We start from the raw sequence: 18,781 nt of genomic DNA, 5'->3' as shown, positions 1-18,781 counted from the left end.
AATTTGAAAAAATTATTATTTAGAGTAAAGTTCGACGATCAATTGTTCTTTCAAATCTTCCGGGATTTGGATTCTCTCCGGAGCAGCTACGAAAGTACCTTCTTTTTTCTCGTCGTTAAATTGCAACCACTCATAAGTAGATCTGTAAGCCAATGAATCAGCAATTACTTCAAGAGATTTTGATTTCTCTCTCACTGCAACTACGTCTCCTGCTTTCATTGAATATGAAGCGATGTTTACCAATTCTCCATTTACTGTGATGTGTCTGTGAGAAACCAATTGTCTTGCTCCAGCTCTGGTTTTCGCAAACCCTAATCTGTATACTACATTGTCTAATCTCGATTCACATAACTGCAAAAGAACTTCACCTGTAACTCCTCTAGCTCTTACCGCTTTTTGGTATAGGTTAGCAAATTGCTTTTCTAAAATACCATAAGTATATTTCGCTTTCTGCTTTTCCATCAACTGAACAGCATACTCGGATTTCTTCTGGTTTCTTCTTTTATTTACACCGTGTTGTCCCGGCGGTTGGTTTTTTCTTTTCTCGAAGTTTTTGTCATCTCCGTAGATTGCAACTCCAAACTTTCTTGCAATCTTTGTTTTTGGTCCAATATATCTTGCCATATTTTTTAAGATTTTAGATTCTAGATTTTAGATTTTAGATTAATAATGTTTGCTCATTATTATTTAAAGCTAAAACATAAAATAATAGATTATACTCTTCTTCTTTTTGGTGGTCTACAACCATTGTGTGGCATTGGAGTCACATCAACGATTTCACTAACTTCAATTCCTGAATTGTGAATAGTTCTGATTGCAGATTCTCTACCTGCTCCAGGACCTTTCACGTAAACCTTTACTCTTCGTAGTCCAGCGTCGTGTGCTACTGTTGAGCAATTTTCCGCAGCCATTTGAGCCGCAAAAGGAGTATTCTTCTTTGAACCTCTGAATCCCATTTTTCCGGCAGATGCCCATGAGATTACTTCTCCACTTTTATTTGTTAAAGAAATGATGATATTGTTGAAAGTCGCCTGGATATGTGCTTCACCAATTGCTTCAACTTTTACTTTTCTTTTCTTAACTGCTTTTGTCTGTTTTGCCATAATTCTTACCGATTATTTACTTGCTTTTTTCTTGTTAGCAACAGTTTTTCTCTTTCCTTTTCGGGTTCTAGAATTATTCTTCGTTCTTTGTCCTCTTAAAGGTAATCCCAGTCTGTGACGTATTCCTCGTTGGCAACCAATATCCATCAATCGCTTGATGTTTAGTTGTGTTTCAGAACGCAATTCACCTTCCACTTTGATGTTTTCAGTGATGTAGTTTCTGATCAATGCCAATTCATCGTCATTCCATTCGTTGACTTTCTTGTCTTCGCTGATGCCGGCTGCTTTCAAGATTTCAGAAGAAGTACTTCTTCCGACACCATAGATATAAGTTAAACCGATAACGCCTCTTTTGTTTTTTGGTAAATCAATACCGGAAATTCTCGCCATAATTTAATTTTAGCCTTGTCTTTGTTTAAATTTTGGGTTCTTCTTGTTGATTACAAACAGAACGCCTTTCCTGCGAACGATTTTACAATCAGCACTTCTTTTTTTGATAGATGCTCTAACTTTCATTTGATTTTGTTTAATTTTCCAACGGTTAAATGGAATCCTGTGATTACATTCCCTTTTGTTTAAATATTTAAATGACAAATGGAATCCTGCGATTTCATTTTGTTTCCGTTTATAATAATTCCCAGATTGCTCTGAAATTAATATCTAAATGTGATTCTTCCTTTTGACAAGTCATAAGGAGATAACTCTAATTTTACCTTGTCTCCGGGTAAAAGTTTAATATAATGCATTCGCATCTTACCAGAAATGTGTGCAATAAGTACATGCCCATTTTCTAGCTCGACACGGAATTGGGCGTTCGAAAGTGCTTCCGTAATAACGCCGTCTTGTTCAATATGTTTTTGTTTTGCCATTTATCTAATTACAAATTATTGTTTGTTCTAGACAATTTAGATTGCATTAACCCATCGTAATGATGATTCAACAAATACGTATTGATTTGCTGTACAGTATCTAAGATCACCCCGACCATAATCAAAAGTGATGTACCCCCGAAAAACAGGGCAAAACGATCGGTCTGAACAAACGCTCCATGCACAAGTGCCGGAAGGATTGCAAAGATAGCTAAAAAGATAGAACCTGGCAAGGTAATTTTTGACAAAATATCATCCAGATAATCAGCGGTTTCTTTCCCGGGTCTTACCTTAGGAATCAGTCCACCATTTCTCTTTAAATCATCAGCCATTTGATTCACCGGAATCGTAATTGCGGTATAGAAAAATGAGAAGATGATAATTAATAAAGCAAACAATACATTGTACTGCCAACTAAATACATTTTTGAATCCTGCTAAAAAGGTATTTGATTCATCAACTTTCGTTAATAATCCAGGAACAAACATTAAAGCCTGCGCGAAGATGATTGGCATAACTCCAGAAGCATTTACTTTTAAAGGAATCCATTGTCTTGCACCTTGCATTAAATTTTTATTTACCCCACCTCTTGCTTGCGCTCTACTTACATATTGAATAGGAATTTTGCGAACTGCGACCGAAAGAACGATTGCCAAAAGAACAACCAACATCCAAAACAGCACTTCAATAAGGATCATAATGGTACCAAAACCACCTTTACCTGTTTGAGTTGCAACTTCCTGAATGAAAGCACCTGGAAAATCAGCAAGAATCCCCACCATAATAAGGATGGATATCCCGTTTCCGATTCCTTTATCGGTAATCTTCTCTCCTAACCACATCGCGAATACAGAACCAGCGACCAAAATTACGATACTAGGCAACCAGAACATAATGGACTGCGGATTTACATAGTAAGCAGAAGCAAACTGTGCGTGCGGCAAGAACATCTGAGTGATTGAAGTAAGGTAAGAAGGTGCCTGTACCAAACAAACTGCAATAGTTAACCATCTTGTAATTTGGTTTAAGGTATTTCTACCACTTTCTCCATCTTTCTGCAATTTCTGAAGGTACGGAATTGCCATACCCATTAACTGCACAATAATGGAAGCAGAAATATAAGGCATAATTCCGAGTGCCATAATGGACGCCCGGCTAAATGCCCCACCTGTAAACGAAGAAAGCAAGCCAAGAAGTCCTGCTCCTTGCTTGTTGCCTCCCTGGTTTTTATAAATATCCAAAAGATTCCCTACCTCTGCCATGTTAATGGCCGGTAAGGAAATATAAGATGCGAATCTATACACTAGGACGATTCCAAGAGTAAAAAGTATCTTTTCTCTCAGTTCCTTAAGACTCCAAATGTTTTTTAGTGTTTGTATAAATTCTTTCATTGTAAATATTAAAGAGTAATTGCTTTACCTCCAGCTTTAGCAATAGCTTCTTCTGCAGATTTAGTGAATTTGTGTGCAGAAATTGAAATACCAGCTTTCAACTCTCCTCTACCCATAATTTTCACGATTTCGCTTTTTTTAGCTAAACCATTTGCTACTAATACCTCTTGCGTAATTTCGGTGATATTTTTGGTATCCGCCAAAAGTTGAAGGGTATCAACATTAATTCCTCTATACTCTTTTCTATTGATATTGGTAAAACCGAATTTCGGTAATCTTCTTTGCAAAGGCATTTGTCCACCTTCGAAACCAATTTTCTGAGAATAACCAGCTCTTGCTTGCTGACCATTGTGACCTTTCCCAGCTGTACCCCCTTTACCACTACCTTGTCCTCTACCGATTCTTTTCGTACTGTGAGTAGAACCTGCTGCAGGTCTAATATTATTTAAATTCATTATTTTTAGATTTGAGATTTAAAGATTAGAGATAAGAGACTATCATTATCAAGTCTCTTGGTCTCTTTGTCAATTTTCTATTTTTGTACTTCTAATAAGTGACCTACTGCCGCTACCATTCCTAGAATTGCAGGAGTATCGTCATGTTCTACCACTTGGTGAAGTTTTTTCAATCCTAATGCTTCAAGCGTTCTCTTTTGAGTTTTGGTTCTACCAATAGCGCTTCTTACTTGTTTGATTTGAATTTTTGCCATTGCTTTACTTATTAACCGTTAAACACTTTATTTAATGAAATACCTCTCAATCTTGCAATTTCCTCTGGTCTTCTGATATCCAATAATGCTTTGAAAGTTGCTTTCACCACATTATGCGGGTTAGATGAACCTTTAGATTTTGAAAGGATATCTTTAATACCAGCAGCTTCAATAACCATACGAACTGTACCACCAGCGATTACACCGGTACCGTGAGTTGCAGGTCTCAAGAAAATATCTGCTCCACCGTATCTTGCAGATGTTTGGTGAGGAATAGTATGGTTTACTACCGGAACTTTCACTAAATTTTTCTTTGCATCTTCTACCGCTTTTGCAATAGCTGAAGCAACTTCTTTAGATTTTCCTAAACCGAAACCAACAGTTCCTGCTTCGTCTCCTACAACCACGATTGCAGAAAATCCGAAAGCTCTACCACCTTTGGTCACTTTTGTTACTCTGTTTACTGAAACGAGACGATCTTTAAGTTCTAATCCTCCCGGTTTTATTTTTTCTATATTATCTAGTCCTAACATATTTCCGAAATTTAATGATTAGAATTTTAGTCCGCCTTCTCTCGCACCGTCAGCCAGAGCTTTCACTCTACCATGATATACGAATCCGTTTCTGTCGAACACTATTTTTTCAATTCCTACAGCTTTAGCTTTTTCAGCGATTGCTTTACCTACTTCTGCAGAGATTTCTGTTTTGTTACCTTTTGCATTCAACGTTCTAGATGAAGCTGAGGCTAAAGTTTTACCATCTTTATCGTCGATCAACTGCGCGTAAATTTCTTTATTGCTTTTGTAAACTGATAATCTTGGTAATTCAGCAGAGCCAGAGATTTTTCCTCTTACTCTTCTTTTAATTCTATTTCTTTTTTGTACTTTGCTTAGTGCCATGTTCTTAAGTTTTAAAATTAAGCAGATTTACCAGCTTTACGTCTTACAATTTCTCCAACGAATCTAACACCTTTTCCTTTATATGGTTCTGGTTTTCTGAAAGATCTGATCTTTGCAGCAACCATTCCTAATAATTGTTTGTCAAATGATGTTAAAGTAATGATAGGGTTTTTACCTTTTTCAGATAAGGTTTCTACCACGATTTCTTTAGGAAGATCCAGTACGATCCCGTGTGAGAATCCTAAAGCTAAATCTAATCTGTTTCCTTGATTAGATGCTCTGTATCCTACTCCTACCAATTCCAGTTTTTTGGTCCACCCTTCGGCAGTTCCTTGAACCATATTATTGATTAACGCTCTGTAAAGACCGTGTAATGCTTTATGTTGTTTTGATTCCGACGGACGGTCTAAAGTTAGAATCCCGTCTTCTTGCTTTAGAGTGATTCCTTCGCCTAACTGCTGTGTAAGTTCGCCTTTCGGTCCTTTCACAGTTACCAATCCGTCTTTTTCGGTTACGGTAACATTAGCGGGAATTTCTATAATTGATTTACCAATTCTTGACATTTTCCTTTGATTATTTATTAATAAACATAGCAGATTACTTCTCCACCAACTTTTTCCTGACGTGCTTTTTTATCGGTCATTACTCCTCTCGAAGTTGAGATAATTGCAATTCCCAAACCGTTCAATACTCTTGGAAGTTCACCTGAACCTTTGTATTGTCTCAAACCTGGTCTTGAAGCTCTTTGGATGCTTTTGATGATAGGTTTGTTGGTTGTTTTGTCGTACTTTAAAGCGATTTTGATGTTTCCCTGAACAGCGTTATCTTCGAACTTGTAGTTCAAAATATACCCCTGATCAAACAAAATTTTTGTAATCTCCTTTTTGATTTTCGATGCAGGAATATCCACCACTTTGTGGCCTGCGCTTTGTGCGTTCCTTACTCTGGTTAGGAAATCTGAAATTGGATCTGTTACCATTTTTCTATTTTAAATTATTGGTTTGTGATGAGCAGTTTTGAAAAGAGAGCCAAGAGCCAAGAACAAAGAGCCAAGATCGAAATCCTTTCTCTTTATTCTTTTTTCTTTTATCTAATAATCAACTTGATCATCTTGATTGTTCTAAATTATTACCAACTTGCTTTTTTCACTCCCGGGATAAGACCGTTGTTGGCCATTTCTCTGAAAGTTACTCTTGAAAGACCGAATGTTCTCATGTAACCTCTTGGTCTTCCAGTTAATTTACATCTGTTGTGTAGTCTTACTGGCGAAGCATCTTTTGGCAATTTTTGTAAGCCCAGATAATCTCCAGCTTCTTTCAAAGCTTTTCTTTTCTCTGCATACTTAGCTACCGTTGCTTCTCTTTTGCGCTCGCGCGCTTTCATTGATTCTTTAGCCATCTTAGTTCTTTTTGAAAGGCATACCGAAATGCGTTAATAGTGATTTAGCTTCTTTGTCAGTTTTCGCAGAAGTTACAAAAGTAATGTCCATCCCCTGGATTTTTTTCACTTTGTCAATTGCAATCTCCGGGAAGATGATTTGCTCAGTAATCCCTAAGTTGTAATTTCCTCTACCGTCGAAACCATCTGCTTTGATACCGCTAAAATCACGGATACGTGGCAAAGCTGAAGAAGTTAACCGGTCTAAGAACTCATACATTTGATTTGATCTTAAAGTAACTCTAGCACCTACAGGCATTCCTTTTCTTAATTTGAAAGCTGCTTCATCTTTCTTAGAAAGAGTTCCAACTGCTTTTTGACCAGTGATTGCTGTAAGTTCTTCGATTCCGTAATCAACAATTTTCTTGTCAGCTGTTGCTGCACCCAAACCTTGTGACACAACGATTTTCAATAATTTAGGAACCTGCATCACAGATTTGTACCCAAATTCTTCCATCATTGTAGGAACAATTTTCTCTTTATATATTTGTTTTGGTCTTGCTATATATTCCATCGTCGTTTAATTATAAAGTTTCACCGGTTGATTTAGCAACTCTCACTTTTTTATCACCTTCTACCTTACTTCCTGTTTTTGTTGGTTTACCGTTTTTGTCGATCAACATAACATTTGAAATATGGATTGATGCTTCTTTTTCTACAATTCCGCCTTGTGGGTTACCTGCTGATGGTTTGGTATGTTTTTTAACAATATTTAAACCTGCAACGATTACTCTGGCGTCTTTGCCTTCTTTTCTGATCACCTCAATAACCTCACCTTTTTTACCTTTAATTTCTTTCTTTCCGGTAGTGATGATTACGTTATCTCCTCTTTTGATTTTTAACTTTGTCATTTTCTGTAAATTTTAAAATTAAAGTACTTCAGGAGCTAATGAAATGACTTTCATATATTCTTTGTCTCTTAGTTCACGAGCCACAGGTCCGAAAACTCTGGTTCCTCTCATTTCACCGGTAGCATTTAAAAGAACACAAGCGTTGTCGTCGAATTTGATGTATGAACCATCTTTTCGTCTTACTGCTTTTTTTGTTCTTACAACTACTGCTTTAGAAATAGTTCCTTTTTTTGCAGTTCCTTGTGGTGTAGAATCTTTGATAGTAACTACGATCTTATCACCAACTGAAGCATATCTTCTTCTAGTTCCTCCTAGAACTCTAATAACCAGTACTTCTTTTGCACCTGTGTTATCAGCAACTTTTAATCTTGATTCGGTTTGTAACATTACTTAGCTTTTTCAATGATTCTTACTAATCTCCATCTTTTACTTTTACTTAAAGGCCTTGTTTCAGTAATCAATACTGTATCGCCTTCAGTACACTCGTTGTTCTCATCATGAGCGGTATATTTTTTCGTTTTCAGAACGAATTTACCGTACATCGGGTGTTTTACTCTCGTCGTTTCACTTACAACAATGGTTTTTTCCATTTTATTGCTAGAAACGATTCCGATTCTTTCTTTTCTTAAATTTCTATCCATGATAAAAGGAAAATTATGATTGTTGTTTTAGTGTTAATTCAGTTTCCAGTCTTGCGATTGTTCTTCTCAAGTCTTTGATTTGAATAGGATTTTCAATCGGGCTGATGCTGTGCGATAATTTCATTTTATAGAAATCTGCTTTCACTTCAACTAGTTTGTTCTGAATGTCTCCTGCGCTTAGATTTTTGATGTCAGCTTTTTTCATTTCTTTTAAGATTATTGAGGTTGAACAAAATCGTTAGCAACTACAAATCTTGTAGTAACAGGAAGTTTCTGAGCGGCAAGACGAAGTGCTTCTTTTGCAACTTCATAAGGTACGCCACCTACTTCAAACATAATTTTACCAGGTTTCACTACAGATACCCAATATTCCACGGCACCTTTACCTTTCCCCATCCTTACTTCGGCTGGTTTTTTAGTAATAGGCTTGTCTGGAAATATTTTGATCCATAACTGACCTTCTCTTTTCATATATCTTGTTGCAGCAATACGCGCTGCTTCAATTTGTCTTGCAGTGATCCAAGCTCCTTCATTAGCTTTGATCCCGAAAGTTCCGTATGCAAGTTGACTGCCTCTTTGAGCAATCCCCTTCATTTTCATCTTGTGAACTTTACGGAATTTGGTTCTTCTTGGTTGTAACATAATTTCTAGGAATTTTAGATTTTAGATTTTAGATTTTAAAAAAGTAACGGTCATTTAAAAAGTATCCTCCAAAATTTCATTAATTATTTTCTATCTCTTGGTCTTCTATCGCCTCTGTCTCCTCTGTCATTACGATCGTTACGATCTCCTCTTCCTGCAGGTGCTTTTTTCTGTTGTCCTACTAATGGGCTAAGGTCTCTTTTACCGTACACTTCCCCTTTCATAATCCAAACTTTCACTCCTAGTTTCCCGTACTGAGTAAGTGCTTCACCGATATGGTAATCGATATCTGCTCTAAAAGTTGACAATGGGATTCTTCCTTCTTTGAAAGATTCGCTTCTTGCCATCTCAGCTCCGTTTAATCTTCCAGAGATCTGTACTTTGATTCCTTCGGCTCCCATTCTCATGGTGCTTTGAATTGACATTTTCACAGCTCTTCTGTAAGAAATTCTATTTTCGATTTGCTTTGCGATACTGTCTGCAACTAAAACTGCATCAAGTTCAGGTCTTTTGATTTCGAAGATATTGATCTGGATGTCTTTATCCGTCAATTTTTTTAATTCTTCTTTCAATTTATCAACTTCCTGTCCTCCTTTACCGATAATTAATCCCGGTCTAGCAGTCGTAATTGTAATGGTTACTAATTTCAATGTTCTCTCGATGTAGATTTTTGAAATTCCACCTTTAGATAATCTTGCCTCAAGGTATCTTCTGATCTTGTAGTCTTCTGCGATTCTGTCTCCATAATCTTTACCACCATACCAGTTTGAATCCCATCCTCTGATGATACCTAATCTGTTACCAATTGGATTTGTCTTCTGTCCCATACCTTGATTATTTATTATCTTTAGTTCCTAAAATTAAAGTGATGTGGTTTGATCTTTTTCTGATTCTATGACCTCTACCTTGTGGTGCCGGTCTTAGTCTCTTCAATTGTCTTGCACTGTCAACCATAATTTCTTTTACGATTAAGTTTGCTTCTTCGATATCAGCACCTTCGTTCTTTGATTGCCAGTTAGCCATCGCAGAAAGAAGTACTTTCTCTAATTTATTTGAAGCATCTTTTTTGGAATATTTAAGGATACTCAATGCCTTATCTACTTCTACTCCTCTAATGATATCAGCTACTAATCTCATTTTTCTAGGAGAAGACGGGCAGTCATTATGTAACGCTTTTGCTACATCCTGGTTTGCTATTTTACGTGCCAATGCACTTTCTCTTTTTCTTGATCCCATGATTATCTACCTCCTTTATTTTTGTTACCGCCGTGACCTCTAAAAGATCTTGTCGGAGAAAATTCGCCTAACTTATGACCTACCATATTTTCAGTTACATATACCGGAATAAAAGATTTTCCGTTGTGTACTGCGATGGTTTGTCCTACGAAGTCTGGAGAGATCATTGATGCTCTAGACCAAGTTTTGATTACTGTTTTCTTACCAGACTCTATATTTGTCTGAACCTTCTTATCTAAAGTGTGATGAATGAAAGGTCCTTTTTTAAGTGATCTTGACATAATTATTTTCGTTTAGATATGATATGACGGTTAGACGCTTTGTTTTTCTTTCTGGTTTTGTAACCTTTAGAAGGCATACCATTTCTTGATCTTGGGTGACCTCCAGAAGACTTACCTTCACCACCTCCCATTGGGTGATCTACAGGGTTCATTACTACTGGTCTTGTTCTAGGTCTTCTACCCAACCATCTGCTTCTACCTGCTTTACCGGAAACGGTAAGCATGTGATCGTGGTTAGATACTGCACCAATCATTGCCATACATTCTCCAAGAACCATTCTGGATTCTCCTGAAGGTAATTTAATGATTACGTATTTCTTATCTCTTGAAGTTAACTGTGCCGATGATCCCGCACTTCTTGCCATAATTCCACCTTGACCAGGCTTCAATTCGATACAAGAAATAACAGTTCCCAAAGGAATGTTTTTCAATTTCATTGCATTACCAACATTTGGCTCTGCAGTCTCTGAGGAGATTACTTTCTGATCTACTTTAATACCGGTTGGAGCGATGATATATCTCTTCTCTCCGTCTGCATATTCCAATAGAGCGATGAAAGCAGTTCTGTTTGGATCGTACTCAACAGATTTTACCGTAGCTTCAACATCAAACTTGTTTCTTTTGAAGTCGATAATTCTGTATTTTTGTTTGTGTCCACCTCCGGTGTAACGCATGGTCATTTTACCAGTATTGTTACGACCACCTGACTTACTAATACCAACGGTTAGAGATTTCTCTGGTTTGTTGGTAGTAATTTCATCAAAGTTGTTTACAACTCTGAATCTCTGTCCCGGGGTGATAGGTTTTAATTTTCTAACAGACATTACAATTATTTATAATTAATAAAATTTTATTGTTGTCATAAGGGTATCCCTTATGCTAATTTAGTTGGTTGCAAAAATATCAATCACTTCTCCTTCTGCAAGGGCAACGACTGCTTTTTTCAATTTGCTGGTTTTCCCAACTTGTAATCCTTTTTTGGTGTGTTTCGAAGAAACTTTAGGCGCATAAATCATTGTACTAATGTCTGCTACTTTTACACCGTAAGCAACTTCTATCGCCTTTTTGATCTGGATTTTATTCGATTTAGGGTTAACTAAAAAAGAATAATGTCCTCTCAAATCTGTAAGATAGTTTGCTTTTTCTGAGATGATTGGTTTAATGATAATAGACATGATTTATTTTCTTAAATTTTCTTGGAATTTTTCTATTGCACCTTCTAAGAATACGATCTCACCAGCGTTTACTAAGTCGTAAGAACTGATTTCGTTATAAGTCAAAACTTTGGTTTTCGCCAGGTTTCTTGATGACAGATAAACGTTTTTGTTCGCTTCCGGTAAGATATAAAGCGCTTTTTTACCTTCAAATCCTAACGCATTGTTCAAGCTGATAAATTCTTTGGTTTTAGGAGCTTCAAAATTGAAAGCTTCTAATACTATGATTGAATTATCTCTCATTTTTTGCGAAAGAACAGATTTTTTAGCTAATCTTTTCAAGGCCTTATTCAATTTGAATCTGTAGTCTCTTGGTTTTGGACCAAAAACTCTACCTCCACCTTTGAAAGTTGGCGATTTGATGCTACCGTATCTAGCAGAACCAGAACCCTTTTGTTTCTTAAGTTTCTTAGTTGATCCTGAGATTTCGTTTCTTTCTTTTGATTTGTGCGTACCTTGTCTTTGTGCAGCAAGATATTGCTTAACCTCTAAGTAAACCGCGTGCTGGTTTGGCTCAATTCCGAAGATAGCTTCGTCAAGAGATACACTTCTTCCGGTTTCTTTTCCTGATGTATTTAATACTACTAGTTCCATTTTCTGATAATTACATAAGAATTTTTCGCTCCCGGAACAGCCCCTTTTACTACTAAAAGATTTTGTTCTTCATCTACTCTTAACACTTCCAGGTTTTGTACGGTAACCTGCTTACCACCCATTCTTCCTGCCATACGCATTCCTTTGAATACTCTGGAAGGATCAGAACCTGCACCAATAGAACCTGGGGCTCTTAATCGGTTGTGCTGTCCATGAGTCGCTTGCATTACCCCACGGAAATTGTGTCTCTTCACAACCCCCTGGAAACCTTTACCTTTTGAAGTTCCTGTTACATCAACATATTCACCTTGCGCAAATAAGTTCACTTTCACTTCATCTCCAACGCTTAAATTTTCTACGAATTCATTATAGAATTCTACCAATTTAGCTTTTGGAGTTGAACCTGCCTTTTTGAAGTGGCCGGCTAACGCTTTACCAACGTTCTTTTCACTCTTGTCATCGAAACCAAGTTGAGCAGCTTTGTACCCATCCTTTTCAACGGTTCTGACCTGTAAAACCGAGCATGGACCTGCTTGAATAACGGTACAAGGAATATTCTTCCCAGCTTCGTCAAACAGCGATGTCATCCCGATCTTTTTACCAATAATACCTGACATTGTTTATATATATCTAATTAAGTTCTCGTTTGTCAATCAAGGTTGCAGTGTTTTCTATTTTTGAAATAGGCGCACTTCTTCCTTAAATTGAGTGTGCAAATGTATGAAGAATATTTTAAATGACAATATAAGACCGTAAAATATTTTGATTTTTAACATATTACAATTTTTTATCATTTTATCACCTGAAAATATTCCGTTTCTTTTTTCTTTTCGCATTGTCGTTTTCTTGACACGAATAAAAAAAGATTCTCAAATGTGGAGAATCTTATTATTTACAAATTTTTCAACAGAAACTACTCTAAATAATTATTGTTCTTTTTCATATTATCTTGAATTCGCTTTTTGGTCATACAAGGAAACCAAAAAAGGAATCGAAATGATTCCTTTTTTGGTATTAGTTAAAAATTAACTTCAAAAGAGTATTTATAAAATGGAAAATCACCTAGTTTTCAATCTTCTGGAACAAGTTCTAAAGGATTTCTATTTTTCTCTTCTGTTCGTTGTTGATCATTAATTTTCTTTTTGGCTTCTGGAGAGTAAACTACTCCTAATTCTTCCCATTCTGCAATCATATTATGTTTTGCATTTTTCCTGATTTTTCTAAACTGATCGATAGAATTAAGTTTTACGACATCTGCATTTTGTTCAACATATAATTGCTTACTAAAATCTATTCCTAAAAATTTGAATGCATGATGTTTTTGAGTATCATACATTTCTAAAATAATACCAGGAAGTCCTCTGAAATTGATTGGTCCATCATTTAGTGGCAAATCTAAAGCATACCATGCCTCCCATGTTCTACCTCCAAAATCTAAGAAGGCATTTTGACATTTGTAACCTCCAATTATTTTAGATTCCTTTCCTAATCTCCATTCATTTTTCGGATAGTTTCTCGGATAAATATATATTTTGGTATTCACATCATCTTGAATGAGTATAGAGTTCGGATTCTTGAAATATACAAATTGATAGGAAGGCTTCGGTAATTGTATTGCCAATGCGGATAGCGCAGAAAAGCTTTTGTCTTTTACAGAATTTATAATTGAATCTCTTTGAGATTTATACAAACTTCTAAATACAGATTTGCCATTTCCTGGCTCAATAGATAAAACAAGCGGTTCACTTTGAAAAACATTTTTATCGTTCTCCATATCATATAATGCGACGTATTGATAATACACATTAATGTTTTGTGAGTAACAATTGATGCTTAAAAACAAGAAAAATAACAGCAACTTCATTTGTAATAATTGTAAATCGAATATACAATTAAAATTTGAATCACAATTACTGCCAACATTTTGAATATGAAACTTTTCTTGTTGGTTTTGTGATTAAAGATGAGCATTCCTAATACTGACCCGATTGCTCCTCCAAAGGTAGTCATGATTAATAATGAGGTTTCGGGAACTCGGTTTTCTTGTTTTATGGCTTTGCGTTTGTCGAGTCCAAAATAGATGAAACTTCCGGTATTAACCGTAGTGAGAAAAGCGATAAAGAATTCATTCATTTTACGAAAATACTGAAAAATTATTTACAAAAGAGCTGAATAATTACTAACTACTGCCCCCTAAAACTAAAAATCAACTTTACGGATAATTTATTCTTTCATTCAAATCAATAGGGTTATTATTGTTTTTTATAGAAAATTTCAAATTTCTCTCTAGTTCTCTGTAGTCTTGATCTGAAAATTGAGTTCCATCATTTTTCAACCTAATGGCATTTCCTTGTTTGTATTCAGGAATAGGATTATTATAATAATTAAGTAATACTTTAGGCCATTCATCTTCCTTTATTTCAAATTTTCTAACACCTAAATATTTTTCAATAATTTTCTCTGAATCGGTTATTGTTGAAAAGTTTTTATTTTGAATAAATGAAAAGTGATAATTATAATCATCATCATAAGCTTCTAAAACCAACCCTGGTAAACCATTAAAAAAATATGGACCATAAGGTAAAGCTATTTCATTTGTAAACCAGACATTCCACATTCTTTTTCCATAAGAACCAATTGCTTTTTGCACTAAATAGTCTCCTATTTTTTTCTTTTCACCCGTTAATATCCACTCTATCTTTTGGCTAGTTGAATAGAAATAATAATTCATGGAAAGATTATTATATACTTTAAAAGTATTCTTTTTGTTCTCCCATGCAATAATCTTTTTAAATTTTGGATAAGCAAATTTAAAAGTAGAGTTTGTGTTATTTAAAGAATCAATTCGAAGATATTCATTACTATAAAACAAATTTTTATCTGCATTAATATCTAATACTAGAATTTCTTTTTGTATTAATGAGGAATCATCACTAGGTTTGAAATTTAAATTATAATAAAATCTTTTCGTTTGTGAATTAAATAAAAAAGGAATTAGAAAAAAATATGGTAAAAACTTAACATTATTTATTGCAATCATTACATTCTTTTTTTAAAATAACTTTTTCTTTTGAATAGAATTCTCTTTGCTTATTAATTTTATTCTCAATATCAATAAGGTGATTATTAAATAGCTTTTGGTATTCTTCTTCAGTAATAGATGAGTTGAAATTGTAATTTTCAGCAAAATTTTCAATTTCTGCGCTAGACTTCTGTATTGTAATATTTTTTGCCAAAATTTTCAAATCTCCATTAACATCACTTATTTCCAAAATAATACCATTTAAACCATTAATTTTAACCGGCCCGTATGATAAGGGAATTTGGTTTGTAAACCAAGCAATGTATTCTACGTTACCTATTACGGTAGTTGCTTTTGAACATTCATATCCTAGAATGTTTTTTTCTTCAGTAGAAACCTTCCAGTTAAACTTCTTTTGATCAATGATTAAATGTTCTTTATTACCATTAATGTTATTATTGTAAAAATAATTTTTAGCATTATCAAATAAAATAAACCGTGTTTTATTTGCAATACTATCTATTGTATTAGAAGGATAGACTAAAGAACCATCTGATGAAGTATAAATTGAAGTATGCTCTTTAGCAGTTGAAATTTTATATAATGAATAATTTGAATCAAAAAGTAAAATGGCATTTAACGTTTTACCTTTATAATTTTGTTCATAAGAAATTACCCCTTCTTTATTTTTTTGCGAAAAGAATAAAGAAGATATAAAAAGTACGAGAAAAGAAATTTTCTTAAACTTCATCATATAGATATAAATTAAAATGGGCGTTTGGTACCGCCCATAACTTTGTTTCTAAACCACTCTTGGCAAACTTTCACCTAAATCAGTACAAGGAACTTGGTACCAATCAGAACAAGATTTCTTTTCTGTTATAACACCATTAGAATCTGTTGAAGAGGTAATGGTACAATATCTTTCATAACAGCTATCAACGCCACCAACAGAAACTATTTTAACCTCTTTAAAAGTAGCACCATCATTACTTTTAGAATGAACGATCTCTTTTAAATCCGTTACTTCTGGCTTATTAAATTCAGCAGGGGCAGCAATTGCGAATCCTCCACATACGACAAGCATCGTAGATAATAATAATACTTTTTTCATAATACATCTTTTTTATTGGTTAATGTATCACGAATATAAAGCTAAAACTAAAACTGAACCTGTGCAAGCTATTCTTCTTAAAACAATGCGAAAGTGACATTTTAGAATGAATGTAAATTACAAAATTCTATATGCCAAAATGAGATTTACAATTAAAATCCTCAACCTTTCATAGACTGAAAAGCTGGTAAAAATGGGATCGCCAGGAATCGTAATAGACGAAACTCCTGTTGCTCCAAAAAAAAAAAATTTCATCAACAACTGAAACTTTAATCAAACAAAAAATCCCTAATCTTTCGAAAAGGGATTTTATTATCATAGCAAAGTGCAAATTATCACACTTTAATTTCTACGTCAACTCCTGAAGGTAACTCTAATTTCATTAGGGCATCTACAGTTTTAGAAGAAGAAGAATAGATATCCATCAATCTTTTGTGTGCAGATAGTTGGAACTGTTCTCTTGCTTTTTTGTTTACGTGAGGAGATCTCAACACGGTGAAGATTCTCTTATTCGTTGGCAAAGGAATCGGGCCGTTTACAACAGCACCGGTAGCTTTTACCGTTTTTACGATTTTCTCAGCAGATTTGTCTACTAAACTGTAATCGTAAGATTTTAATTTTATTCTGATTCTTTGTGACATTTTGATCTAATTTAAATAATTAACCTCTTGCTTTTTCGATTACTTTTTCAGCGACACTTTGTGGGGCTGCTTCGTATTTTTCGAATTCCATAGAAGATGTTGCTCTACCTGAAGACAGGGTTCTCAGTGAAGTTACATAACCGAACATCTCGGAAAGTGGGACGAATCCTTTGATTACTTTCGCGTTGTTTCTGTCATCCATACCGTTTACAGTTCCTCTTCTTCTGTTAAGGTCACCTACGATATCTCCCATGTATTCTTCCGGAGTTACTACTTCCAGTTTCATGATTGGTTCCATGATTACCGGTTTCGCTTTTTTACCTGCTTCTCTGAAGCCCATTTTTGCTGCAAGTTCGAAAGATAATGCATCTGAATCCACTGCGTGGAAAGATCCGTCTTTCAAAGTTACTTTGATTCCTTCTACTTCAAATCCTGCTAAAGGACCGTTTTTCATAGATTCTTTGAAACCTTTTTCTACCGATGGGATAAATTCTCTTGGAATGTTACCACCTTTGATTTCATTTACGAATACTAATCCAGCTTTACCGTCATCGGTTGGGCCTAATTCGAACTGAATATCAGCAAATTTACCACGTCCACCGGATTGTTTTTTGTAAACTTCTCTGTGAGCAGCAACTTGTGTTAAGTTTTCTTTGTATTCTACTTGTGGTTCACCTTGGTTAACCTCTACCTTAAACTCTCTTCTCATACGGTCGATCAAGATATCAAGGTGAAGTTCACCCATTCCTGAAATAATCGTCTGACCGGAAGCTTCGTCGGTTTTCACCTGGAAAGTAGGATCTTCTTCTGACAGTTTTGCCAAAGCGTTCCCCATTTTATCCTGATCTGCTTTTGTCTTAGGTTCTACTGCGATACCGATTACTGGATCTGGGAAAACCATCGATTCTAGAACGATTGGGAATTTCTCATCACACAATGTATCACCAGTTTTAATATCTTTAAATCCAACCGCTGCACCAATATCACCTGCTTCAATATATTCTACAGGATTTTGCTTGTTCGCGTGCATTTGATAGATTCTGGAGATTCTTTCTTTGTTACCAGATCTTGTGTTTAATACATAAGAACCTGCATCAAGTCTTCCTGAATAGGCTCTAAAGAATGCCAGTCTTCCTACGAAAGGATCGGTAGCAATCTTAAATGCCAATGCTGCAAATGGATCTTGAACGGTAGGATGTCTTTCAACTTCCTCATCAGTTTTTGGATTGGTACCATAGATTGCTTCTTTATCCATTGGTGAAGGCAAGTACTTACATACTGCATCCAACATAAACTGTACTCCTTTATTCTTAAATGAAGAACCACAAGTCATTGGGATAATCGACATATCGATGGTCGCTTTTCTCAAAGCTGCGTTGATTTCGTCTTCTGAAATTGAATCCGGATCTTCGAAGAATTTCTCCATCAAAGTGTCATCATAATCAGCAACTGCTTCAACTAATTTTTCTCTGTACATGTGTACTTCATCCAACATATCTTCCGGAATTGGAATAACGTCGAAAGTAGCTCCCTGAGTATCATCATGCCACATAATAGCACGGTTCTTAATCAAATCTACTACTCCTGTGAAAGTTTCTTCAGCACCGATCGGTAAAACGATTGGAACCGCATTGGATCCTAACATTTCCTTCACCTGGTTTACAACCATAAGAAAGTCAGCACCTTGTCTGTCCATTTTGTTTACGAATCCCATTCTCGCAACATTGTAATTGTCAGCCAATCTCCAGTTGGTTTCGGATTGAGGCTCAACACCGTCAACCGCTGAGAATAAAAATACCAAACCGTCTAATACTCTTAAAGAACGATTTACCTCTACCGTAAAATCTACGTGTCCTGGTGTATCGATAATATTAAAGTGGTATTCGTGAGAATCAGGTGTAGGCTTTCCCTCTGATCTTGGGAACACCCATTTACAGGTTGTTGCAGCGGAAGTAATGGTAATACCTCTTTCTGCTTCCTGCTCCATCCAGTCCATTTGTGATGAACCCTGGTGAGTTTCCCCTAATTTGTGAACTTTACCTGTGTAAAATAAAATCCTTTCTGTAGTGGTGGTCTTCCCTGCATCAATGTGCGCAGCGATACCAATGTTTCTTGTATACTTAAGATCTCTTGCCAT

33 protein-coding genes are annotated in these 18,781 nt (G+C 35.5%); all 33 read right to left on the bottom strand.

The window, feature by feature from the left end; genetic code table 11:
• Positions 1-15: 15 nt before the first annotated feature.
• Positions 16-624, bottom strand: a complete 609-nt coding sequence (rpsD, locus tag NBC122_RS06030) for a 30S ribosomal protein S4 (RefSeq protein WP_133439514.1) — start codon at positions 622-624, stop codon at positions 16-18.
• A gap of 89 nt (positions 625-713) precedes the next feature.
• Positions 714-1,103, bottom strand: a complete 390-nt coding sequence (gene rpsK, locus NBC122_RS06025) for a 30S ribosomal protein S11 (protein WP_027376638.1) — start codon at positions 1,101-1,103, stop codon at positions 714-716.
• 12 nt (positions 1,104-1,115) lie between these two features.
• Positions 1,116-1,493, bottom strand: coding sequence for a 30S ribosomal protein S13 (gene rpsM / locus NBC122_RS06020; RefSeq protein ID WP_133439512.1), 378 nt, complete (start codon positions 1,491-1,493; stop codon positions 1,116-1,118).
• 9 nt (positions 1,494-1,502) lie between these two features.
• Positions 1,503-1,619: a 50S ribosomal protein L36 gene (gene rpmJ, locus NBC122_RS06015; RefSeq protein ID WP_007839480.1), complete on the bottom strand. Its 117-nt coding sequence runs from the start codon at positions 1,617-1,619 to the stop codon at positions 1,503-1,505.
• 137 nt (positions 1,620-1,756) lie between these two features.
• The gene (infA, locus tag NBC122_RS06010; protein ID WP_031503426.1) at positions 1,757-1,972 is read right to left on the bottom strand and encodes a translation initiation factor IF-1; all 216 of its coding nucleotides are present in this window, start codon (positions 1,970-1,972) and stop codon (positions 1,757-1,759) included.
• Between the two features lie 8 nt (positions 1,973-1,980).
• A complete protein-coding gene (gene secY / locus NBC122_RS06005; RefSeq protein ID WP_133439511.1) occupies positions 1,981-3,363 on the bottom strand; it encodes a preprotein translocase subunit SecY in 1,383 nt (460 codons plus the stop codon).
• Between the two features lie 8 nt (positions 3,364-3,371).
• Complete coding sequence (rplO, locus tag NBC122_RS06000) at positions 3,372-3,818, bottom strand: 50S ribosomal protein L15 (protein ID WP_133439509.1); 447 nt, start codon at positions 3,816-3,818, stop codon at positions 3,372-3,374.
• Positions 3,819-3,895: 77 nt separating this feature from the next.
• On the bottom strand, positions 3,896-4,072 hold the full coding sequence (gene rpmD / locus NBC122_RS05995; RefSeq protein WP_133439507.1) for a 50S ribosomal protein L30: 177 nt from the start codon (positions 4,070-4,072) through the stop codon (positions 3,896-3,898).
• 11 nt (positions 4,073-4,083) lie between these two features.
• Positions 4,084-4,605: a 30S ribosomal protein S5 gene (gene rpsE, locus NBC122_RS05990; RefSeq protein WP_133439506.1), complete on the bottom strand. Its 522-nt coding sequence runs from the start codon at positions 4,603-4,605 to the stop codon at positions 4,084-4,086.
• Positions 4,606-4,623: 18 nt separating this feature from the next.
• Entirely contained in the window at positions 4,624-4,971 is a 348-nt protein-coding gene (rplR, locus tag NBC122_RS05985; RefSeq protein ID WP_133439505.1) for a 50S ribosomal protein L18, read from the bottom strand.
• A 17-nt stretch (positions 4,972-4,988) separates the two neighbouring features.
• On the bottom strand, positions 4,989-5,534 hold the full coding sequence (rplF, locus tag NBC122_RS05980) for a 50S ribosomal protein L6 (protein WP_133439504.1): 546 nt from the start codon (positions 5,532-5,534) through the stop codon (positions 4,989-4,991).
• 17 nt (positions 5,535-5,551) lie between these two features.
• On the bottom strand, positions 5,552-5,950 hold the full coding sequence (rpsH, locus tag NBC122_RS05975; RefSeq protein WP_133439503.1) for a 30S ribosomal protein S8: 399 nt from the start codon (positions 5,948-5,950) through the stop codon (positions 5,552-5,554).
• Between the two features lie 149 nt (positions 5,951-6,099).
• Positions 6,100-6,369, bottom strand: a complete 270-nt coding sequence (rpsN, locus tag NBC122_RS05970; RefSeq protein ID WP_133439502.1) for a 30S ribosomal protein S14 — start codon at positions 6,367-6,369, stop codon at positions 6,100-6,102.
• 1 nt (position 6,370) lies between these two features.
• Positions 6,371-6,922, bottom strand: a complete 552-nt coding sequence (gene rplE / locus NBC122_RS05965) for a 50S ribosomal protein L5 (protein WP_133439501.1) — start codon at positions 6,920-6,922, stop codon at positions 6,371-6,373.
• Positions 6,923-6,932: 10 nt separating this feature from the next.
• Positions 6,933-7,259, bottom strand: a complete 327-nt coding sequence (gene rplX / locus NBC122_RS05960) for a 50S ribosomal protein L24 (RefSeq protein ID WP_133439500.1) — start codon at positions 7,257-7,259, stop codon at positions 6,933-6,935.
• Between the two features lie 18 nt (positions 7,260-7,277).
• The gene (gene rplN / locus NBC122_RS05955; protein WP_133439499.1) at positions 7,278-7,646 is read right to left on the bottom strand and encodes a 50S ribosomal protein L14; all 369 of its coding nucleotides are present in this window, start codon (positions 7,644-7,646) and stop codon (positions 7,278-7,280) included.
• A complete protein-coding gene (gene rpsQ, locus NBC122_RS05950) occupies positions 7,646-7,903 on the bottom strand; it encodes a 30S ribosomal protein S17 (RefSeq protein ID WP_088263399.1) in 258 nt (85 codons plus the stop codon). Before rpsQ ends, rplN begins: the two co-directional genes overlap by 1 nt.
• A gap of 10 nt (positions 7,904-7,913) precedes the next feature.
• The gene (rpmC, locus tag NBC122_RS05945) at positions 7,914-8,105 is read right to left on the bottom strand and encodes a 50S ribosomal protein L29 (protein WP_133439498.1); all 192 of its coding nucleotides are present in this window, start codon (positions 8,103-8,105) and stop codon (positions 7,914-7,916) included.
• Between the two features lie 11 nt (positions 8,106-8,116).
• Positions 8,117-8,542 (bottom strand): 50S ribosomal protein L16, encoded by a 426-nt coding sequence (gene rplP / locus NBC122_RS05940; protein WP_133439497.1) that lies wholly within the window; start codon positions 8,540-8,542, stop codon positions 8,117-8,119.
• 83 nt (positions 8,543-8,625) lie between these two features.
• Positions 8,626-9,369 carry a 30S ribosomal protein S3 gene (gene rpsC / locus NBC122_RS05935; protein ID WP_133439496.1) on the bottom strand — a complete coding sequence of 248 codons (744 nt, stop codon included), beginning with the start codon at positions 9,367-9,369 and terminating at the stop codon, positions 8,626-8,628.
• A 7-nt stretch (positions 9,370-9,376) separates the two neighbouring features.
• Positions 9,377-9,778, bottom strand: coding sequence for a 50S ribosomal protein L22 (gene rplV / locus NBC122_RS05930; protein WP_125024494.1), 402 nt, complete (start codon positions 9,776-9,778; stop codon positions 9,377-9,379).
• 2 nt (positions 9,779-9,780) lie between these two features.
• The gene (gene rpsS, locus NBC122_RS05925; protein ID WP_039341565.1) at positions 9,781-10,059 is read right to left on the bottom strand and encodes a 30S ribosomal protein S19; all 279 of its coding nucleotides are present in this window, start codon (positions 10,057-10,059) and stop codon (positions 9,781-9,783) included.
• A 2-nt stretch (positions 10,060-10,061) separates the two neighbouring features.
• Positions 10,062-10,883: a 50S ribosomal protein L2 gene (gene rplB, locus NBC122_RS05920; protein ID WP_133439495.1), complete on the bottom strand. Its 822-nt coding sequence runs from the start codon at positions 10,881-10,883 to the stop codon at positions 10,062-10,064.
• A gap of 60 nt (positions 10,884-10,943) precedes the next feature.
• Positions 10,944-11,234 (bottom strand): 50S ribosomal protein L23, encoded by a 291-nt coding sequence (rplW, locus tag NBC122_RS05915; RefSeq protein WP_133439493.1) that lies wholly within the window; start codon positions 11,232-11,234, stop codon positions 10,944-10,946.
• 3 nt (positions 11,235-11,237) lie between these two features.
• The gene (gene rplD / locus NBC122_RS05910; RefSeq protein WP_133439492.1) at positions 11,238-11,867 is read right to left on the bottom strand and encodes a 50S ribosomal protein L4; all 630 of its coding nucleotides are present in this window, start codon (positions 11,865-11,867) and stop codon (positions 11,238-11,240) included.
• Entirely contained in the window at positions 11,858-12,484 is a 627-nt protein-coding gene (rplC, locus tag NBC122_RS05905) for a 50S ribosomal protein L3 (RefSeq protein WP_133439491.1), read from the bottom strand. Before rplC ends, rplD begins: the two co-directional genes overlap by 10 nt.
• Before the next feature lie 452 nt (positions 12,485-12,936).
• Positions 12,937-13,731 carry a GLPGLI family protein gene (locus NBC122_RS05900; protein ID WP_133439489.1) on the bottom strand — a complete coding sequence of 265 codons (795 nt, stop codon included), beginning with the start codon at positions 13,729-13,731 and terminating at the stop codon, positions 12,937-12,939.
• Positions 13,728-14,000, bottom strand: coding sequence for a DUF1294 domain-containing protein (locus NBC122_RS05895; protein WP_133439488.1), 273 nt, complete (start codon positions 13,998-14,000; stop codon positions 13,728-13,730). Before NBC122_RS05895 ends, NBC122_RS05900 begins: the two co-directional genes overlap by 4 nt.
• Before the next feature lie 79 nt (positions 14,001-14,079).
• The gene (locus NBC122_RS05890) at positions 14,080-14,907 is read right to left on the bottom strand and encodes a GLPGLI family protein (protein WP_133439487.1); all 828 of its coding nucleotides are present in this window, start codon (positions 14,905-14,907) and stop codon (positions 14,080-14,082) included.
• Complete coding sequence (locus NBC122_RS05885; RefSeq protein ID WP_133439486.1) at positions 14,891-15,643, bottom strand: GLPGLI family protein; 753 nt, start codon at positions 15,641-15,643, stop codon at positions 14,891-14,893. The genes NBC122_RS05890 and NBC122_RS05885 overlap by 17 nt, the downstream gene beginning before the upstream one ends.
• A gap of 48 nt (positions 15,644-15,691) precedes the next feature.
• The gene (locus NBC122_RS05880; RefSeq protein WP_133439485.1) at positions 15,692-16,003 is read right to left on the bottom strand and encodes a hypothetical protein; all 312 of its coding nucleotides are present in this window, start codon (positions 16,001-16,003) and stop codon (positions 15,692-15,694) included.
• Positions 16,004-16,338: 335 nt separating this feature from the next.
• The gene (rpsJ, locus tag NBC122_RS05875) at positions 16,339-16,644 is read right to left on the bottom strand and encodes a 30S ribosomal protein S10 (RefSeq protein ID WP_056035238.1); all 306 of its coding nucleotides are present in this window, start codon (positions 16,642-16,644) and stop codon (positions 16,339-16,341) included.
• Between the two features lie 19 nt (positions 16,645-16,663).
• Entirely contained in the window at positions 16,664-18,781 is a 2,118-nt protein-coding gene (fusA, locus tag NBC122_RS05870) for an elongation factor G (protein ID WP_133439484.1), read from the bottom strand.

Source organism: Chryseobacterium salivictor (assembly GCF_004359195.1).
Classification (GTDB): Bacteria; Bacteroidota; Bacteroidia; order Flavobacteriales; family Weeksellaceae; genus Kaistella; species Kaistella salivictor.
Note: the sequence above shows the minus strand (reverse complement) of the source record. Positions and strands in the feature narration are given on the sequence as shown.

Bases quoted from the DNA above. Each gene is read 5' to 3' on its own strand.
- rplV (WP_125024494.1), bottom strand. From the start codon at position 9,778: ATGGGATCAAGAAAAAGAGAAAGTGCATTGGCACGTAAAATAGCAAAC.
- rplC (WP_133439491.1), bottom strand. From the start codon at position 12,484: ATGTCAGGTATTATTGGTAAAAAGATCGGGATGACATCGCTGTTTGAC.
- rpsK (WP_027376638.1), bottom strand. From the start codon at position 1,103: ATGGCAAAACAGACAAAAGCAGTTAAGAAAAGAAAAGTAAAAGTTGAA.
- rplF (WP_133439504.1), bottom strand. From the start codon at position 5,534: ATGTCAAGAATTGGTAAATCAATTATAGAAATTCCCGCTAATGTTACC.
- fusA (WP_133439484.1), bottom strand. From the start codon at position 18,781: ATGGCAAGAGATCTTAAGTATACAAGAAACATTGGTATCGCTGCGCAC.
- rplD (WP_133439492.1), bottom strand. From the start codon at position 11,867: ATGGAACTAGTAGTATTAAATACATCAGGAAAAGAAACCGGAAGAAGT.
- rpsC (WP_133439496.1), bottom strand. From the start codon at position 9,369: ATGGGACAGAAGACAAATCCAATTGGTAACAGATTAGGTATCATCAGA.
- rplB (WP_133439495.1), bottom strand. From the start codon at position 10,883: ATGTCTGTTAGAAAATTAAAACCTATCACCCCGGGACAGAGATTCAGA.
- rplP (WP_133439497.1), bottom strand. From the start codon at position 8,542: ATGTTACAACCAAGAAGAACCAAATTCCGTAAAGTTCACAAGATGAAA.
- rplE (WP_133439501.1), bottom strand. From the start codon at position 6,922: ATGGAATATATAGCAAGACCAAAACAAATATATAAAGAGAAAATTGTT.
- rpsD (WP_133439514.1), bottom strand. From the start codon at position 624: ATGGCAAGATATATTGGACCAAAAACAAAGATTGCAAGAAAGTTTGGA.
- NBC122_RS05880 (WP_133439485.1), bottom strand. From the start codon at position 16,003: ATGAAAAAAGTATTATTATTATCTACGATGCTTGTCGTATGTGGAGGA.
- rpmJ (WP_007839480.1), bottom strand. From the start codon at position 1,619: ATGAAAGTTAGAGCATCTATCAAAAAAAGAAGTGCTGATTGTAAAATC.
- rpsJ (WP_056035238.1), bottom strand. From the start codon at position 16,644: ATGTCACAAAGAATCAGAATAAAATTAAAATCTTACGATTACAGTTTA.
- rplR (WP_133439505.1), bottom strand. From the start codon at position 4,971: ATGGCACTAAGCAAAGTACAAAAAAGAAATAGAATTAAAAGAAGAGTA.
- rpsM (WP_133439512.1), bottom strand. From the start codon at position 1,493: ATGGCGAGAATTTCCGGTATTGATTTACCAAAAAACAAAAGAGGCGTT.
- rplO (WP_133439509.1), bottom strand. From the start codon at position 3,818: ATGAATTTAAATAATATTAGACCTGCAGCAGGTTCTACTCACAGTACG.
- rpsN (WP_133439502.1), bottom strand. From the start codon at position 6,369: ATGGCTAAAGAATCAATGAAAGCGCGCGAGCGCAAAAGAGAAGCAACG.
- NBC122_RS05885 (WP_133439486.1), bottom strand. From the start codon at position 15,643: ATGATGAAGTTTAAGAAAATTTCTTTTCTCGTACTTTTTATATCTTCT.
- rplW (WP_133439493.1), bottom strand. From the start codon at position 11,234: ATGTCTATTATCATTAAACCAATCATCTCAGAAAAAGCAAACTATCTT.
- rplN (WP_133439499.1), bottom strand. From the start codon at position 7,646: ATGTTACAAACCGAATCAAGATTAAAAGTTGCTGATAACACAGGTGCA.
- NBC122_RS05900 (WP_133439489.1), bottom strand. From the start codon at position 13,731: ATGAAGTTGCTGTTATTTTTCTTGTTTTTAAGCATCAATTGTTACTCA.
- rplX (WP_133439500.1), bottom strand. From the start codon at position 7,259: ATGACAAAGTTAAAAATCAAAAGAGGAGATAACGTAATCATCACTACC.
- rpsE (WP_133439506.1), bottom strand. From the start codon at position 4,605: ATGTTAGGACTAGATAATATAGAAAAAATAAAACCGGGAGGATTAGAA.
- rpsS (WP_039341565.1), bottom strand. From the start codon at position 10,059: ATGTCAAGATCACTTAAAAAAGGACCTTTCATTCATCACACTTTAGAT.
- infA (WP_031503426.1), bottom strand. From the start codon at position 1,972: ATGGCAAAACAAAAACATATTGAACAAGACGGCGTTATTACGGAAGCA.
- rpsH (WP_133439503.1), bottom strand. From the start codon at position 5,950: ATGGTAACAGATCCAATTTCAGATTTCCTAACCAGAGTAAGGAACGCA.
- secY (WP_133439511.1), bottom strand. From the start codon at position 3,363: ATGAAAGAATTTATACAAACACTAAAAAACATTTGGAGTCTTAAGGAA.
- rpmD (WP_133439507.1), bottom strand. From the start codon at position 4,072: ATGGCAAAAATTCAAATCAAACAAGTAAGAAGCGCTATTGGTAGAACC.
- NBC122_RS05895 (WP_133439488.1), bottom strand. From the start codon at position 14,000: ATGAATGAATTCTTTATCGCTTTTCTCACTACGGTTAATACCGGAAGT.
- NBC122_RS05890 (WP_133439487.1), bottom strand. From the start codon at position 14,907: ATGATTGCAATAAATAATGTTAAGTTTTTACCATATTTTTTTCTAATT.
- rpmC (WP_133439498.1), bottom strand. From the start codon at position 8,105: ATGAAAAAAGCTGACATCAAAAATCTAAGCGCAGGAGACATTCAGAAC.